The organism is Mycobacterium sp. DL99, from assembly GCF_004762045.1.
Classification (GTDB): domain Bacteria; phylum Actinomycetota; class Actinomycetes; order Mycobacteriales; family Mycobacteriaceae; genus Mycobacterium.
On sequence record NZ_SJOM01000007.1, the window covers coordinates 2,353,655 to 2,369,919 of the forward strand.

General features: G+C 66.2%; 14 protein-coding genes. 11 read left to right on the plus strand and 3 right to left on the minus strand.

What is annotated here, in order from left to right; all coding sequences use genetic code 11:
• Positions 1–17 precede the first annotated feature (17 nt).
• The 8 genes from EYZ64_RS11840 to mutM all read left to right on the plus strand — a co-directional run bounded on the left by EYZ64_RS11840 (position 18) and on the right by mutM (position 8,276).
• The gene (locus EYZ64_RS11840) at positions 18–641 is read left to right on the plus strand and encodes a vitamin K epoxide reductase family protein (RefSeq protein ID WP_135453600.1); all 624 of its coding nucleotides are present in this window, start codon (positions 18–20) and stop codon (positions 639–641) included.
• 34 nt (positions 642–675) lie between these two features.
• Positions 676–4,095 (plus strand): pyruvate carboxylase, encoded by a 3,420-nt coding sequence (locus EYZ64_RS11845; protein ID WP_135453601.1) that lies wholly within the window; start codon positions 676–678, stop codon positions 4,093–4,095.
• Entirely contained in the window at positions 4,092–4,646 is a 555-nt protein-coding gene (gene rsmD, locus EYZ64_RS11850; RefSeq protein ID WP_167858101.1) for a 16S rRNA (guanine(966)-N(2))-methyltransferase RsmD, read from the plus strand. Before EYZ64_RS11845 ends, rsmD begins: the two co-directional genes overlap by 4 nt.
• Before the next feature lie 38 nt (positions 4,647–4,684).
• Positions 4,685–5,161, plus strand: coding sequence for a pantetheine-phosphate adenylyltransferase (gene coaD / locus EYZ64_RS11855; protein ID WP_135453603.1), 477 nt, complete (start codon positions 4,685–4,687; stop codon positions 5,159–5,161).
• Between the two features lie 136 nt (positions 5,162–5,297).
• Positions 5,298–6,035: a cell division protein SepIVA gene (gene sepIVA / locus EYZ64_RS11860; protein ID WP_135453604.1), complete on the plus strand. Its 738-nt coding sequence runs from the start codon at positions 5,298–5,300 to the stop codon at positions 6,033–6,035.
• A 67-nt stretch (positions 6,036–6,102) separates the two neighbouring features.
• On the plus strand, positions 6,103–6,714 hold the full coding sequence (locus EYZ64_RS11865; protein WP_135453605.1) for a YceD family protein: 612 nt from the start codon (positions 6,103–6,105) through the stop codon (positions 6,712–6,714).
• The gene (gene rnc / locus EYZ64_RS11870; RefSeq protein WP_135453606.1) at positions 6,711–7,403 is read left to right on the plus strand and encodes a ribonuclease III; all 693 of its coding nucleotides are present in this window, start codon (positions 6,711–6,713) and stop codon (positions 7,401–7,403) included. Before EYZ64_RS11865 ends, rnc begins: the two co-directional genes overlap by 4 nt.
• A gap of 6 nt (positions 7,404–7,409) precedes the next feature.
• Positions 7,410–8,276 (plus strand): bifunctional DNA-formamidopyrimidine glycosylase/DNA-(apurinic or apyrimidinic site) lyase, encoded by an 867-nt coding sequence (gene mutM, locus EYZ64_RS11875; protein WP_135453607.1) that lies wholly within the window; start codon positions 7,410–7,412, stop codon positions 8,274–8,276.
• A 10-nt stretch (positions 8,277–8,286) separates the two neighbouring features.
• On the opposite strand, the gene EYZ64_RS11880 is transcribed toward mutM, so the two are convergent.
• Positions 8,287–9,033 (minus strand): Rv0361 family membrane protein, encoded by a 747-nt coding sequence (locus EYZ64_RS11880; RefSeq protein ID WP_286174806.1) that lies wholly within the window; start codon positions 9,031–9,033, stop codon positions 8,287–8,289.
• A 214-nt stretch (positions 9,034–9,247) separates the two neighbouring features.
• Between EYZ64_RS11880 and EYZ64_RS11885 the strand changes: the two genes are divergently transcribed.
• The 3 genes from EYZ64_RS11885 to smc are packed head-to-tail and all read left to right on the plus strand — an operon-like array spanning position 9,248 to position 13,574.
• Entirely contained in the window at positions 9,248–9,655 is a 408-nt protein-coding gene (locus tag EYZ64_RS11885) for an OsmC family protein (RefSeq protein WP_135453609.1), read from the plus strand.
• Positions 9,652–9,960, plus strand: coding sequence for an acylphosphatase (locus tag EYZ64_RS11890; protein ID WP_135453610.1), 309 nt, complete (start codon positions 9,652–9,654; stop codon positions 9,958–9,960). The genes EYZ64_RS11885 and EYZ64_RS11890 overlap by 4 nt, the downstream gene beginning before the upstream one ends.
• Before the next feature lie 26 nt (positions 9,961–9,986).
• Positions 9,987–13,574 carry a chromosome segregation protein SMC gene (smc, locus tag EYZ64_RS11895; RefSeq protein WP_135453611.1) on the plus strand — a complete coding sequence of 1,196 codons (3,588 nt, stop codon included), beginning with the start codon at positions 9,987–9,989 and terminating at the stop codon, positions 13,572–13,574.
• Positions 13,575–13,582: 8 nt separating this feature from the next.
• On the opposite strand, the gene EYZ64_RS11900 is transcribed toward smc, so the two are convergent.
• Both EYZ64_RS11900 and EYZ64_RS11905 read right to left on the minus strand, forming a co-directional pair.
• The gene (locus tag EYZ64_RS11900; RefSeq protein WP_167857795.1) at positions 13,583–14,113 is read right to left on the minus strand and encodes a hypothetical protein; all 531 of its coding nucleotides are present in this window, start codon (positions 14,111–14,113) and stop codon (positions 13,583–13,585) included.
• A gap of 332 nt (positions 14,114–14,445) precedes the next feature.
• A complete protein-coding gene (locus tag EYZ64_RS11905; RefSeq protein WP_135453613.1) occupies positions 14,446–16,044 on the minus strand; it encodes a PE-PPE domain-containing protein in 1,599 nt (532 codons plus the stop codon).
• Between the last annotated feature and the right edge of the window lie 221 nt (positions 16,045–16,265).

Here is a 16,265-nt window from a genome sequence, read left to right on the forward strand (position 1 = left end):
CCGGCGCCGGCCAACCCATGAGCGACACCGCCGCCGAGCTGGACGAACTGGGGACCGAGGAGTCCCCGGGCGTAGCCGTCGGCAAGGCCAGTGCCGTCTGGATACTGATCGCAGGTGTCCTCGGTCTGGCGGCGTCGATGGCGCTCACGATCGAGAAGATCGAGCTGCTGATCGATCCGTCGTACGTTCCGACCTGCAGCCTGAACCCGGTGATCTCCTGCGGCTCGGTGATGACCCGCGAGCAGGCATCGGTCTTCGGATTTCCCAACTCGCTGATCGGACTGGTCGCCTTCACGGTCACCCTGGTCACCGGCGTGCTGGCCGTGGCAGGTGTTCGGCTGCCCCGGTGGTACTGGGCCGGGCTGGCGACGGGGACACTGCTCGGTGCCGTCATGGTGCACTGGCTGATCTTCCAGAGCCTCTACACCATCGGCGCCCTGTGCCCGTACTGCATGGTGGTGTGGTCGGTGACCATCCCGCTGCTGGTGGTGTCGAGTTCCATCGCGCTTCGACCGCTGCACACCAACGGGGTCGCCCGGGCCATCTACCAGTGGCGGTGGTCGCTCGTGGCGCTCTGGTTCACCTCACTTGTGCTGTTGATCTTGGTGCGTTTCTGGGAATACTGGTCAACGCTCCCGTAACACCCACGCAATAACTTGTCGGTTAGGTCTACCCGTGATTTCCAAGCTGTTAGTCGCCAATCGTGGCGAGATTGCAATCCGTGCATTTCGTGCTGCCTATGAGATGGGTATCGCGACGGTGGCTGTGTATCCGTATGAGGATCGCAATTCACTGCACCGTCTGAAGGCCGACGAGTCGTATCAGATCGGCGAGATCGGCCATCCGGTTCGGGCGTACCTGTCAGTCGAGGAGATCATCCGGGTCGCCAGGCACTCCGGCGCGGATGCGGTGTATCCGGGCTACGGGTTCTTGTCGGAGAACCCGGAATTGGCGTCGGCCTGCGCGGAGGCGGGAATCACCTTTGTGGGGCCCTCGGCGCACGTTCTGGAATTGACCGGCAACAAGGCGCGGGCGATCGCGGCGGCGAAGGCAGCTGGATTGCCGGTGCTGGCGTCCTCGGCGCCGTCGTCGTCGGTAGATGAATTGGTCGCTGCGGCACGGGATATGGAGTTCCCGTTGTTCGTCAAGGCGGTATCGGGTGGTGGTGGTCGCGGCATGCGCCGGGTGACCGATCCCGATGCGCTGCCCGAGGCGGTGGAGGCGGCTTCGCGTGAGGCGGAGTCGGCGTTCGGCGATCCGGCGGTGTACCTGGAGCAGGCCGTCATCAACCCGCGTCACATCGAGGTACAGATCCTCGCCGATACGCAGGGCAACGTGATGCACCTGTTCGAGCGCGATTGCAGTGTGCAGCGGCGCCACCAGAAGGTGATCGAGCTGGCTCCGGCGCCGAATCTGGATCCTGCGCTGCGCGAGAAGATCTGCTCGGATGCGGTGGCCCTGGCCCGCCAGATCGGCTACAGCTGTGCCGGCACGATCGAGTTCCTGCTCGACGAGCGCGGGCATCACGTGTTCATCGAGTGCAATCCACGGATCCAGGTGGAGCACACGGTGACCGAGGAGATCACCGATGTGGACCTGGTGGGCTCACAGTTGCGGATCGCGGCCGGGGAGAGCCTGGCCGATCTGGGTTTGAGCCAGGACTCGTTGGTGATCCGCGGGGCGGCGATGCAGTGCCGGATCACGACCGAGGATCCGGCCAACGGATTCCGTCCGGACACCGGGCGGATCACCGCCTACCGGTCACCCGGCGGTGCCGGTATCCGCCTGGACGGCGGATCCAACCTGGGTGCGGAGATCTCCGCGCACTTCGATTCGATGCTGGTCAAGCTGACGTGCCGGGGACGGGACTTCTCCACGGCGGTGTCGCGGGCCCGGCGTGCGCTGGCGGAGTTCCGTATCCGCGGTGTGTCGACGAACATCCCGTTCCTGCAGGCGGTGATCGACGACCCGGACTTCCGTGCCGGACGGGTCACCACCTCGTTCATCGATGATCGCCCGCAGCTGCTGACCTCGCGGTCGCCTGCCGATCGCGGTACGAAGATCTTGAATTACCTGGCCGACATCACGGTGAACAAGCCGAACGGGGAGCGTCCGACAGGGGTGTATCCGCAGGACAAGCTGCCTGCGTTGGATCTGTCGACGGTACCGCCGGCGGGTTCCAAGCAACGTCTGGTCGAGCTGGGCCCCGAAGGGTTCGCACGCTGGATGCGTGACAGTAAGGCCCTCGGGGTCACCGATACGACGTTCCGTGATGCCCATCAGTCCTTGTTGGCCACCCGCCTGCGTTCCACCGGCCTGCTCAAGGTGGCGCCGTACGTGGCTCGGACGATGCCGCAATTGCTGTCCATCGAGTGTTGGGGTGGGGCGACTTACGATGTGGCGCTTCGGTTTTTGAAGGAAGATCCGTGGGAGCGGTTGGCCGCCCTGCGCGAGGCGGTCCCCAATATCTGCCTGCAGATGTTGTTGCGGGGCCGGAACACCGTGGGCTACACGCCCTATCCGGAACTGGTGACGTCGGCATTCGTCGACGAGGCGACCCGCACCGGGATCGACATCTTCCGGATCTTCGACGCGCTGAACAATGTCGAGTCGATGCGTCCGGCGATCGATGCGGTCCGTGAGACGGACACGGCGATCGCCGAAGTGGCGATGTCCTACACCGGGGATCTCAGTAACCCCAACGAGAACCTGTACACGCTGGACTACTACTTGAAGCTGGCCGAGCAGATCGTCGACGCCGGTGCGCATGTGCTGGCGATCAAGGACATGGCCGGGTTGTTGCGTCCGCATTCGGCGCACACCCTGGTCTCGGCGTTGCGGTCGCGGTTCGACCTGCCGGTGCATGTGCACACCCATGACACCCCGGGTGGACAGTTGGCGACGTACCTGGCCGCCTGGCAGGCCGGCGCGTCGGCGGTCGACGGCGCAGCCGCGCCCCTGGCCGGCACCACCAGTCAGCCGGCGTTGTCCTCGATCGTGGCCGCCGCCGCGCACACCGAGTACGACACCGGTCTGTCCCTGGATGCGGTCTGCGATCTGGAGCCCTACTGGGAGGCACTGCGCAAGGTTTATGCACCGTTCGAGTCGGGGCTGCCTGCGCCGACCGGGCGGGTGTACACCCACGAGATCCCCGGCGGGCAGTTGAGTAACCTGCGCCAGCAGGCCATCGCCTTGGGGCTGGGGGACCGGTTCGAGGAGATCGAATCCAACTACGCCGCGGCCGACCGGGTGCTGGGCCGGTTGGTGAAGGTGACCCCGTCGAGCAAGGTGGTCGGGGATCTGGCGCTCGCGTTGGTGGGCGCCGGGGTCAGCGCGCAGGAGTTCGCCGCCGATCCCGCCCGCTACGACATCCCCGACAGCGTGATCGGGTTCCTGCGTGGTGAACTCGGTGATCCTCCGGGCGGATGGCCGGAACCGTTGCGCACCAAGGCTCTTGAGGGCAGAGGGCCCGCCAAGCCGATCCAGGAGCTCTCGGCGGAGGACGAGGCGCTGCTGGCCGCGCCGGGGCCCAAACGTCAGGCGGCATTGAACCGGTTGCTGTTCCCGGCGCCGACCAAGGAGTTCGAGGCGCACCGCGAAACGTACGGCGACACGTCGAGTCTCAGTGCCAACCAGTTCTTCTACGGGCTGCGCTACGGCGAGGAGCATCGTGTCGAACTCGAGCGCGGTGTGCAGTTGCTCATCGGTCTTGAGGCGGTCTCCGACGCCGACGAGCGCGGGATGCGCACGGTGATGTGCATTCTCAACGGGCAGCTGCGTCCCATCACGGTGCGTGACCGCAGCATCGCCAGTGAGGTCCCGGCGGCGGAGAAGGCTGACCGCAACAACCCGGCTCATGTCGCGGCGCCGTTCGCCGGTGTCGTCACCGTCGGTGTCGCGGTAGGGGACACGGTGGAGGCCGGCGCCACGATCGCCACCATCGAGGCGATGAAGATGGAAGCCGCGATCACCGCACCCAAGGCCGGCACCGTCGAACGTGTCGCGGTGGCTGCCACGGCCCAGGTCGAGGGCGGTGACCTCCTGGTGGTGGTCGGTTCGGCGGGCAGGAGCGAAGCGACCGGGGAATCAATCTGACCCGCATCATTGCGGGGACGCTCGGCGGCCGTCGGATTGCGGTGCCCCGCAGCGGTACCCGGCCGACGTCCGATCGGGTCAGGGAGGCCGTGTTCAACGCGTTGACGGCGCGGCTGGATTTCACCGGATTGTCGGTGCTGGATCTGTACGCCGGTTCGGGAGCGCTCGGCCTGGAAGCGCTTTCACGAGGCGCGACCTCGGCGACCTTTGTCGAGGCCGATGCTCGCGCGGCGGCGGTCATCGCCGAGAACATCGCCTCCCTCGGCGTCCGCGCCGCCACGGTGCGCCGCGGCAGTGTCGAGGTGGTGTTGGCCGGGGGTGCCACGCGGCCAGTGGATCTGGTGTTCGCCGACCCGCCGTACGACCTCGACGATGCCGCGGTCGATGCGATGCTCGTCGTGTTGGCCGAAGCGGGCTGGGTGACCGTCGGCAGCGTCGTCCTGGTGGAGCGGCGCGCGTCGAGTGGGCCGGTGAGTTGGCCGGCAGGCTGGGATGAGCTGAGTAGCCGACGCTACGGCGATACCCGGGTGGAACTCGCCGAAGTGGGCTGAAGCGCCCGTCGATGCGGCGGCCTGTAGCGTCGTCACCCATGAGTGGCGCGGTATGCCCCGGCTCCTTCGACCCGGTGACCCTTGGCCATGTCGACGTATTCGAACGTGCGGCCGCGCAGTTCGATGAGGTCGTGGTGGCGGTTCTGGTGAATCCGAACAAGAAGGGCATGTTCGACCTCGACGAGCGCATGGCGATGATCGCCGAATCCACGACACACCTGCCGAATCTGCGGGTCGAGTCCGGTCAGGGCCTGGTGGTCGACTTCGTCAAGGCACGCGGTTTGACCGCGATCGTCAAGGGTCTGCGTACCGGCACCGACTTCGAGTACGAGCTACAGATGGCACAGATGAACAAGCATGTGGCCGGCGTCGACACCTTCTTCGTAGCCACCACACCGCAGTATTCGTTCGTGTCGTCGTCGTTGGCCAAAGAGGTTGCGTCGTTGGGCGGCGACGTTTCGGAGTTGCTGCCCGAGCCGGTGAACCGCCGGCTGCAGGAGAAGCTGAGCGGCTAGCGCATCGGGTACCCGCGCTTCGGCGACCTCCGGACCCTCCGGCGGCTTGCGGGCGACACACCGATTGTGCTCCCAAGTCACAGGCGTAACACCAGGCACACTAGTCACTGACAACGACGACCTGGAGGGTTTTGCCGTGTACCGAGTTTTTGAAGCGCTCGACGAGCTCGGCGCGATCGTCGAAGAAGCGCGTGGTGTGCCGATGACCGCCGGTTGCGTGGTCCCGCGCGGTGACGTGCTGGAACTGATCGACGACATCAAGGACGCGATCCCCGGTGAGCTCGACGATGCGCAGGACGTGCTAGACGCACGCGATTCGCTGCTGCGCGAAGCCAAGGATCACTGCGAGTCGGTGATGTCGAAGTCCAACGCCGATGCCGACGGCATGCTCAATCACGCCAGAGGCGAGGCTGATCGCTTGCTCGCCGACGCCAAGGCGCAGGCCGACCGGATGGTCGCCGAGGCCCGTCAGCACAGTGAGCGCATGGTCGTCGAGGCTCGTGAAGAGGCGGCGCGGGTCGCGACCGCGGCGAAACGCGAGTACGACGCGACCACGGGCCGTGCCAAGGCCGAGGCCGATCGTCTGACCGAAAACGGCAACATCTCCTACGAGAAGGCCGTGCAAGAAGGCATCAAGGAACAGCAACGCCTGGTGTCGCAGACCGAGATCGTCTCGACGGCGACCGCCGAGGCCACCCGGCTGGTCGACGCGGCGCACGCCGAAGCCGACCGGTTGCGCGGCGAGTGCGACATCTACGTCGACAGCAAACTGGCGGAGTTCGAGGACTTCCTCAACGGCACGCTGCGCTCCGTCGGCCGCGGACGTCACCAGCTACGCACGACCGCCGGCACGCACGACTACGCCACCCGCTGACACCCCTGTGCAGTTCTCGGCGCGCACTGCGTCGTGGTGCGATCTGACGCCGCCGTAGGATCGATTCATGGCGACGCATGCAAGATCGGGCAGGCATGGCGCGGGACACGGTGATTCGCGATCGCCGCTGGTGATCGATGTCTCGCGACTGGGCCGGCGGCCGGGTTCGTTACTGGCCCACCAGGAGTCGGTGCCGAGTCCGGTGCGGATCGGGGCCGAGCTGGTCGCCATCGAGAAGGGCGCACCACTGGAACTCGACCTGCAGTTGCAGTCGGTGTCGGAGGGCGTGCTGGTCAGTGGGACCGTATCGGCCCCCACAGCCGGCGAATGTGCGCGCTGCCTGACCGAACTCACCGGTGACGTCGAGATCGACCTCACCGAGCTGTACGCGTACCCGGACAGCACCACCGACGAGACCACCGAGGCCGACGAGATGGGTCGGGTCGGCGCCTCCGGCCAGGCCGACACGGTCGACCTGCAACAGCCGATCATCGACGCTGTCGGATTGGCATTGCCGTTCTCCCCGTTGTGCCGCCCGGATTGCCCGGGCCTGTGCCCCGAATGCGGAGTGGCGCTTGCTACCGCCGAGCCCGGACACCACCACGACAAGATCGATCCCCGCTGGGCCAAGCTGGCTGCGATGCTTCCCGACGACGAGCGGCCCAGGGGTGACGAGTGACCGACTCGCGTGAGGCGCTGCTGGACGCACTCGGCGTCGAACTTTCCGCCGAACTGCTCACCATCGCGTTGACACATCGCAGCTACTCCTACGAGAACGGCGGCGTGCCGACAAACGAGCGGTTGGAGTTTCTCGGCGATGCCGTGCTCGGGTTGACGATCACCGAGGAGCTCTATCACCGCCACCCCGAACGCTCGGAGGGTGACCTGGCGAAGCTTCGGGCCAGCATCGTCAACACCCAGGCGCTGGCCGATGTCGGCCGTGGCCTCACCGACGGCGGCCTCGGCAGTCATCTGCTATTGGGCAAGGGCGAAGAGAATTCCGGTGGTGCCGACAAGTCCAGCATTCTCGCCGATGGTGTCGAATCCCTGCTCGGCGCAATCTATTTGCAGCACGGACTGACCACTTCGCGTGAGGTGATCCTGCGGTTGTTCGGTGAGCTGCTCGACACCGCGCCGACGCTGGGAGCCGGGCTGGACTGGAAGAGCAGCCTGCAGGAGCTGACCGCCTCCCGTGGGCTCGGCGCCCCCAGCTACGTGGTGACCTCCACCGGACCCGACCACGACAAGGAATTCTCGGCGGTCGTGGTGGTGGCCGATGTCGAATACGGCAGAGGTGTGGGGCGCAACAAGAAAGAGGCCGAGCTCAAGGCTGCGGCCGCGGCCTGGAATGCACTCGACAATGCGTGAGGACCGATGCCCGAACTGCCCGAGGTAGAGGTAGTCCGCCGGGGCCTGCAGGAACACGTTGCGGGCAAGACGATTTCAGCGGTACGTGTGCATCATCCGCGTGCCGTACGCCGTCACGAGGCCGGTCCCGCCGATCTGACCGCGCGACTCCTGGGCGCCCGCATCACCGGAACCGGCCGCCGGGGTAAGTACCTCTGGCTGACGCTGGGGGAGGACGGCAGCGAGGACGCGACCGATGCCCTGGTGGTGCATCTGGGGATGAGCGGCCAGATGCTGTTGGGGCCGCTGCGCGACGACCGGCATCTGCGAATCGCCGCGCTGCTCGACGACGGGACGGCCCTGAGCTTCGTCGACCAACGGACGTTCGGGGGCTGGCAGCTGGCCGATCTGGTGACGGTCGACGGCGCCGCGTTGCCTCAGCCTGTCGCTCACATCGCGCGCGATCCGCTCGACCCGCTGTTCGATCGAGACAGCGTGGTTACCGTGCTGCGGCGCAAGCACTCTGAGATCAAGCGTCAGCTGCTCGACCAGACCGTGGTGTCCGGTATCGGCAACATCTACGCCGACGAGGCGCTGTGGCGGACCAAGATCAACGGCGCCAGGACCGCCGCGCTGCTGCCGCGCCGCCGACTGGCCGAGGTGCTCGACGCCGCCGCCGAGGTGATGACCGATGCGCTGAGCCAGGGCGGGACGTCATTTGATTCGCTGTATGTGAACGTCAACGGCGAATCCGGTTACTTCGAACGGTCTTTGGACGCCTATGGCCGCGAAGGGGAGCCGTGCGGGCGGTGCGGCGCGGTGATGCGCCGTGAGAAGTTCATGAACCGGTCGTCGTTCTACTGCCCGAAATGTCAGCCCCGACCCCGGGGCTGACCGGAACCGATCACGGCATGCTGGGCATGCCCGGCATGTCGGACATGCAGATCTTCCACGATCCGCTTTCCTTGCGCAGGTACAACTTGCCGGGGCCCGCGCTGCTGGAGATGTCGACGACCGCCTTGCTGCCGTTCACCGTGATCTTGGTGATCTCCGCCGACCCGCTGGAGTTGGTGGTCTTCGGAATGTCGATCGCATCCAGCCCACCGATCTTGTCGAACAGATCCTGATCTGCCTGGCAGAAATAGGGCAGGGCTTCGCTGAGGTCGCTGGAGCTGGACATCACCTCATCGAGGAAGTCGCGGACTTCCTGCTCGGCATCGCTCCCGCTGGACTGCGAGGAGCCGGCGCTGGTGCGGCCGCCGTTCGATTTCGAATCGCCGCTCAATGCGAAGATGACGCCGCCACCGACCAGTGCCAGCACCACGACCACCGCAGCGGCGATCGCGAACCACTTGCCGTTGCCGCCTTTGGGTGGCTGCGGCGTGGGGTAGCCGTAGGGCTGCTGCGGCGCACCATACGGCTGCTGCGGCGCACCGTAGGGCTGCTGGACCCCGTAGGGCTGTTGCGGCGCTCCATACGGCGTGCCGTAGGGCTGCTGCTGAGGCTCACCGTAGGGCTGCTGAGGCGCTCCGTACGGGGATCCGTACGGCTGCTCGGCGTTCGGATACCCCTGAGGCCCGCCCGGCTGCTGGGGGTATGGCTGTTGCCAGGGGCCGGTGGGGCCCGTCGGCGGAATGGGCGGATACGTCACGGTGCTCCTCAAGCGAAGTCGGTTGCGCCGAGTCTATCCCCGGCACAACGGTGTGGGGCGGTGGCGAAACGGTCACCCGTGGGCGCATGCACTCATTTCCCAGGTCTGGCGGACATACAGACCTTCCACTCGTCACCCTCGTTGCGGAAGTAGAGGTCGCCGCCGGACGATTACCGCTGGAATAACCGTGTGCCGCGACGTGTAGAAATACCGCATGACCGAACTTTGGGTTGATCGCACCGGTGTGCGCAGGTACGTCGGGCGCAGTTCGCGCGGTGCAGAGGTACTCATCGGCAGTGAGGACGTCGAGGGCGTGTTCACCCCGGGGGAACTGATGAAGATCGCCCTCGCGGCGTGCAGTGGGATGTCCAGCGATCAGCCGCTGCGTCGCCGCCTGGGCGACGACTATCCGGCGACGATCCGGGTGTCAGGGCCGGCGGACCGGGAGCAGGAGCGTTACCCGCTGCTGGAGGAGAAACTCGAAATCGACGTGTCGGGCCTTTCGGAGGCCGAGGTGGCCAGGCTGTTGACCGTGGTCGAGCGCGCCATCGACCAGGTCTGCACAGTGGGCCGCACGCTGAAATCCGGCACCGAGGTGAAGTTCGAGGTCGCCACTCGATGACCGGACCGGAACTCCCCGCCGCCGGGCCCGAATCCGAGGTACGCCTGAGCGCCTGGGTACACGGTCAGGTACAGGGCGTGGGGTTCCGCTGGTGGACCCGGTCACGGGCGCTCGAGCTGGGTCTGGCCGGGTTTGCTTCCAATCGGCCCGACGGCCGGGTGCATGTCGTGGCGCAGGGCCCGCGGGATAAGTGCCAGCGATTGCTTGAGCTGTTGCAGAGCGGTCAGACCCCGGGGTCAGTCGATAACGTCGTCGCAGATTGGGCGGATGCCGACGCCCCGATGGCGGGGTTTCACGAACGGTAGCCGAGTCGGCGGTAGGGTAAGACGCCGTGCACCTCAAGAGTCTGACGCTGAAGGGCTTCAAGTCCTTCGCTTCGCCGACGACTCTGCGCTTCGAACCCGGCATCACCTGCGTCGTCGGCCCCAATGGGTCGGGCAAGTCGAACGTGGTCGACGCCCTGACCTGGGTCATGGGCGAGCAGGGCGCCAAGACGTTGCGCGGCGGCAAGATGGAGGATGTCATCTTCGCCGGCACGTCCTCGCGGGCGCCGCTGGGTCGCGCCGAGGTGACACTGACCATCGACAACTCCGACAACGCACTGCCGATCGAGTACTCCGAGGTGTCGATCACCCGCCGGGTGTTCCGTGACGGCGCAGGCGAATACGAGATCAACGGCAGCAGCTGCCGACTGATGGACGTCCAGGAGCTGCTCAGCGACTCCGGTATCGGCCGGGAAATGCACGTCATCGTCGGCCAGGGCAAGCTCGCCGAGATCCTGGAGTCGCGCCCAGAGGACCGCCGCGCCTTCATCGAGGAGGCTGCCGGCGTTCTCAAGCACCGCAAGCGCAAGGAAAAGGCGGTGCGCAAGCTCGACTCGATGGCGGCGAACCTGGCCCGCCTGACCGACCTGACGACAGAGTTGCGGCGCCAGCTCAAACCGCTGGGCCGACAGGCCGAGATGGCCCGGCGCGCGGCGACGATCCAGGCCGATCTGCGCGACGCCCGTCTCCGGCTCGCCGCCGATGACCTGGTGAGACGGCAGGTCGAGTTCCACAACACCAACCAGGCCGAGACCACGCTGCGCCGCGAGCACGACGAGGCGACCGTTCGGCTGGAAACCTCGACCGTCGAACTGCAGGCACACGAGGCCGCGGTGGCCGAACTGACCCGCCGCGCCGAGGCGGCCCAGCAGACCTGGTTCCGGGCGTCGGCCCTGGCCGAACGGCTCAGCGCCACCGTGCGTATCGCGACCGACCGCGCGCAGCTGTTCGAGTCCCAGGCAGAGGTTTCCACCGGGCAGGACCCCGAGGCGCTGGAAGCCGAGGCCGACGAGGTTGCCGAGCTGGAGATGGAGCTGCTCGGCGAGCTCGAAGAGTCGCGCATCGTCTTGGAGAGCGCCCGCGCCGAGCTGGCCGAACGTGAACAGATCGCCGCTGAGGCCGAGCGGGCGCACCTGGCCGCGGCCAGGGCTGAGGCCGACCGTCGTGAAGGGCTGGCCCGGTTGGCCGGGCAGGTCGACACGATGCGTACCCGCGTCGAGTCGATCGACGACGGGGTCATGCGGATGTCGGTCAACATCGAGGAAGCCGCCGCCAAAGCCCAACTGACACAGGCCGAGTTCGAGACCGTGCAGAGCCGGGTCAGCGAACTCGACGCCGGAGAAGTGGGCCTGGACGAGCAGCACGACCGTTCGGTGGCGGCGCTGCGGCTCGCCGATGAGCGAGTGGCCGAACTGCAGTCGGCCGAGCGCGCCGCCGAACGGCAGGTGGCCTCGCTGCGGGCCCGCATCGAGGCCCTCTCCGTCAGTCTGGACCGACGAGACGGTGCCGCCTGGTTGCAGAAGAACCACAGTGGCCCAGGACTTTTCGGCACCATCGGGGAATACCTGAAAGTCCGGCCGGGTCATGAGGTGGCGGTGGCCACGGTGCTGGGTGCGGCTGCCGACGCGTTGGCCGCCGAGGATTTCGGTGTCGCTGCCGCCGCGGTGGCCGCGCTCAAGCAATCCGACGGTGGCCGGGCGGCGCTGTTGCTGGGGGACTGGAAGGTCAACGGCTCGGAACCATCGGGAGTACTGCCCGAAGGCGCGATCTGGGCCAACGAGGTGGTCTCCGTCCCGGACCGGCTGAGTGGGGCGATTACCGCGATGCTCGCCGGGGTGGCCGTGGTGACCGATCTACCCGCCGGGGTGCAACTGGTGACGGCACGACCGGACCTGCGTGCGGTGACCGCGGAAGGTGACCTGGTCGGTGCCGGCTGGATCAGTGGTGGGTCCGACCGCAAGCCCTCCACACTGGAGATCAGTTCCGAGATCGACAAGGCCCGACGCGAACTGGAAATCGTCGAGCGGCAGACCGGTGAGCTGGCGGCCGCATTGTCGGGTGCGTTGACCGAGCAGGCGGCCCGACAGGAGTCGGCCGAAGAGGCGATGGCCGCGCTCAACGAATCCGACGCCGCGATCTCGGCCATCTACGAGCAACTGGGCCGGCTGGGGCAGGATGCCCGTGGTGCCGGTGACGAGTGGAAGCGGCTGATCCGCCAACGCGACGAACTCGAGGCCGGGCGTACCTCGACGGTCGAGGAACTCACCGAACTTGAATCGCGGTTGCACAACGCCGAACAGCTTCCGATGTTCGAGGCCGAGCCGGTGGACCGTCAGGCCTCGATGGCCGCCGCGGAGGCGGCCCGTTCGGTCGAGGTGGAGGCCCGGCTGTCGGTGCGTACCGCCGAGGAACGAGCGAATGCGGTTCGCGGACGAGCTGATTCACTGCGCCGGGCCGCTGCTGCCGAGCGCGAGGCCCGGGTACGTGCACAACGGGCTCGCGAGGCCCGCGAACATGCGGCGCGGGTGGCCGCCGCGGTGTCCGAGTCGGGACGCATTGTGGCCCAACGGTTGAGCGCGGTCGTGTCGGTCGCCTCGCGGATGCGTGACGAGCTGGCCACCGAGCGTCAACTGCGTGCGACGGCGTTGTCACAGGTGCGTGAGGTGGTCACCGAACTCAACGCGAGGATCAACAAGCTCACCGATGCGCTGCACCGTGATGAGATGGCCAAAGCGCAAGCCTCACTTCGTATCGAGCAGCTCGAGGCGCAGGTGCTCGAGCAGTTCGGCATGCCCGCCGCCGACCTGATCGCCGAGTACGGTCCGCAGATTGCGTTGCCGCCCAGCGATTTGGAGATGGCGGAATACGAGCAGGCGCGTGAGCGGGGCGAGCAGGTTATGGCGCCCGCGCCGATGCCTTTCGACCGGCCGACCCAGGAGCGTCGGGCCAAGAAGGCCGAACGTGAGCTCTCAGAGTTGGGTCGGGTCAATCCGCTTGCGCTGGAAGAGTTTGCTGCCCTGGAGGAGCGCTACAACTTCCTGTCCACGCAACTTGAGGACGTCAAAGCCGCGCGCACCGATCTGCTCGATGTGATCGCCGATGTCGACACGCGCATCCTGCAGGTGTTCACCGAGGCCTATGTCGATGTCGAGCGCGAGTTCGAGCAGGTGTTTTCCACGCTGTTCCCCGGCGGCGAGGGCCGGCTGCTACTGACCAACCCCAGTGACATGCTGACCACCGGCATCGAGGTCGAGGCCAGGCCGCCGGGCAAGAAGATCAAGCGACTCTCGCTGCTGTCCGGCGGCGAGAAGTCCCTGACGGCGGTGGCCATGCTGGTGGCGATCTTCCGGGCTCGCCCGTCCCCGTTCTATGTGATGGACGAGGTCGAGGCGGCACTCGATGATGTGAACCTGCGCCGGCTGATCAGCCTGTTCGAGCAGCTGCGGGAACGTTCCCAGCTGATCGTGATCACCCACCAGAAGCCCACCATGGAGGTCGCCGACGCGCTCTACGGTGTGACCATGCGCGGTGACGGCATCACCACCGTGATCTCGCAGCGGATGCGGGGACAGGAACTGGCGTCCAGTTCAGGCTGATTCGGGAGCTACTCCGATCGGTATACCGCGGGCGGTCCCCAGCCGGGCTCGGTGGTGCAAGCGGGGACGGAATTGGCGGGGCAACCGCTGCCCTGTCCCGGTTGTGGTGTCGGTGCCGGCTGTGATGGGTCGAGCTTGAACATGATGCGCGACGACTTCATGATCCCGCTGGATGTGAGGGGCCGCTCCCGGTAGAACGCCTTGACCTCGAATGGTTTCGGGATCTGCTGGTCGCTGGTGGCCACTACGTTCCATTTGCCGTCGGTGACATCCGTTTCGGCCGTCACGAGAGGTTCTTTGGCGTTCGGCGCGCTGACCTCTACCCGTACGGCCTCCACGGACGGACTCGCGGAACCCCAGAGTGCAAGCGCTTTTTGCGAGTCACTGAGTTTGGCATCTTCGACGGCAACGCGGTCGGAAGGTTGGGTCGCGGTGATGGGTGTCGACGGAATGCTGCCGGGCTTGTCGAAGAAATTCGGCAGCTGCGTGATCAACGCCGTGCCGAGGGTGCCGACCAGTCCGATGATGGCCGCGGTCATTGCGTTCGGCTTCTTGATGGTGCTTGAGCGGCGGCGTTTCGGGCGCGACTGCGTCGTGGTGCCGACGGCTGGTGAGTTCGTAGTCATGGCCGTGTGCCTTGTGTGTCGTTGAACCTGTCCGCCGACGGTTGTCGGTTCGGTACAGAAATGATCACGCCATGATCACGCGCAGCGCATGAGTAGTGGACTACTCGAATGTCCCGATCGCGCGCGGGATGTCAGAAGCCCGCGCGCTGGGATCACCGTCAGGAAAAACTGTGCCGAGTGTGCGGACAGGGCCCGGATTCCCCCGTGGATCCGGGCCCTGTTCCGCATGCTCGACCGATGCGCCCCTATGCGGCGTCGGAGTGCCCGGAACGGGCTTGGGCGCGGCGGGGTTTGACTTGCGTGCCGCCGTCTTTGGTGTGCTTGGCGTCGGGTTTCGGCTGGGCCGAATCATTCTGGCCGGAGCGGCGGATTGTGCGGGGAGGACGCGGGCCGTCTTGTGGCGCATCTGCTTTCGCCTGGGAGGCATCGTCAGACGGCTTGTCGGGCATGAGCGCCTGCCGGATTGACTGCCGGATGAGCTCAGGCTTGGACTTCGGCTGCCGCTCGGGCGGCGCTAGTTGCCGAGTCGTCGGCGACTCGGTTTTGGTCTTGGTGTCGGTCTCGGGTTGGGCCGTGGTGTCGGTCTCGGTCTCAGTCTTTATCTCGGGGTCCTGTGCCTTGGGACCGGACTGCGGGGTATCGGTGTCACGGGTGAGGGCGTCGGCCCCGGTTGCAGGGTGCGTGCCGGCCAGTTCCGGACGAGTGTGTTCCAGCCATGATCTGGCGGGCACCGAGGTATCGAGCGTCACCTTTGTGGGAGCCGACTTATCAAGTGTGGCAAGGGTTTCTGTGTGGCGGTCGGTAAGGTCGGCGGTCTTGATGCCCAAGCCGGCGAGCGCATTGCGCACGCCCTCCTCGGCCGCGGCCCTCAGATCCGACGCCAACTTGTCGAGGTCGATGTGGGGCATGAGCCCGGCACGGGTGGGGACACCCATGTTGGCCGGCGTGCGGTCGTAGGCGAGCTCGATCAGCACCCGCAGGGTGGGCTCAACCAGGTCGATCACCGGCGCCGGGATTCCGATGTCGCGGAACGGCTGCAGCAGCGGAAGGTGCTCGGTGTGCATCAGATAGTAGGTGGTGTTGCCGGAGGTATAGGACGAGTACTTACTCGGATCGTTCAGGTCGACCACCGATGACCCGTAGTTCGGATGCAGGTAGACGTAGCCCATCAGGGCGTTGAGATCGGCCAGCAGGTTGAGTGGATATTTGGGAAAGTCGGCGATCAGGTCGTACTGGCGGGCGACGTCGATCGTCTTGTATTCGTCATCGGGGGTGGCGCCGTCGAAGCTGACGCCGAGGATCGGGATGTAGAGGCCCTCGAACCGGGCCAGGATTCCACCGTTGGGCCGGTTGGGGTTGGCCACGAACACGAATGACAACTCGTCAGGGGAGGGCACCGGGGCGCCCTGGGCGCGAAGCTCGGCCAGATTGCGCTTCTCCCGGGTGGCGATGTTGGCACTCTGTGAGTAGCCGACGACGACTTTGTCTCCCGGTGTGTTCAGTACGGCGTTATTGAGGCTGAGGACGCCGCGGGCGACCGAGGTGTCGAAGCTGATGTCGGTCAGGCCGGTCGCGGGCCAGAACTGCTCCGGGGTCTGCACCCACTTCAGGTCGTCCTCGTCGAGGTGCCGGTCGGACAGATACGTGTTGTTCACCTGGTCCATATAGGTACCGGCACCCCATTGGTGCGGGTCGCCCAGTGCTTTCATCCCGGTTCCGCCCATGATGAGCGCCGTTGCCGCCAGCTGAACCAATGTGGTCATGCTTGCCGTCAGCACGAGTCCGACGGTGCCGACCAGGGCGACCAGCGTCAGTGCTGCCCCCCGAAGCACACGAATGTGCATCCTTGTCCTCCCTTTCGTGAAAATCCCAAGGGAAGGACCACACGCCGACCACACGCAGAAGTCATTCCCGACCCGTGTGGATCGTGGACCATGGCAATGCCGGTTGTCAGCGAATTGGTAAAACTGCGCAGAATTGTTGAAGGCCGCAGTTGAATCGCGATTTATCGCCGAATTATCGCCCAATGCAGCTAAGCCGTAGATGAAATCTACGGCTGGCGTCA

Coding starts and splice junctions, on each gene's coding strand:
- EYZ64_RS11840 (WP_135453600.1), top strand. CDS start 18: ATGAGCGACACCGCCGCCGAGCTGGACGAACTGGGGACCGAGGAGTCC.
- coaD (WP_135453603.1), top strand. CDS start 4,685: ATGAGTGGCGCGGTATGCCCCGGCTCCTTCGACCCGGTGACCCTTGGC.
- EYZ64_RS11865 (WP_135453605.1), top strand. CDS start 6,103: ATGGCGACGCATGCAAGATCGGGCAGGCATGGCGCGGGACACGGTGAT.
- mutM (WP_135453607.1), top strand. CDS start 7,410: ATGCCCGAACTGCCCGAGGTAGAGGTAGTCCGCCGGGGCCTGCAGGAA.
- EYZ64_RS11885 (WP_135453609.1), top strand. CDS start 9,248: ATGACCGAACTTTGGGTTGATCGCACCGGTGTGCGCAGGTACGTCGGG.
- EYZ64_RS11890 (WP_135453610.1), top strand. CDS start 9,652: ATGACCGGACCGGAACTCCCCGCCGCCGGGCCCGAATCCGAGGTACGC.
- EYZ64_RS11900 (WP_167857795.1), bottom strand. CDS start 14,113: ATGACCGCGGCCATCATCGGACTGGTCGGCACCCTCGGCACGGCGTTG.
- EYZ64_RS11905 (WP_135453613.1), bottom strand. CDS start 16,044: ATGCACATTCGTGTGCTTCGGGGGGCAGCACTGACGCTGGTCGCCCTG.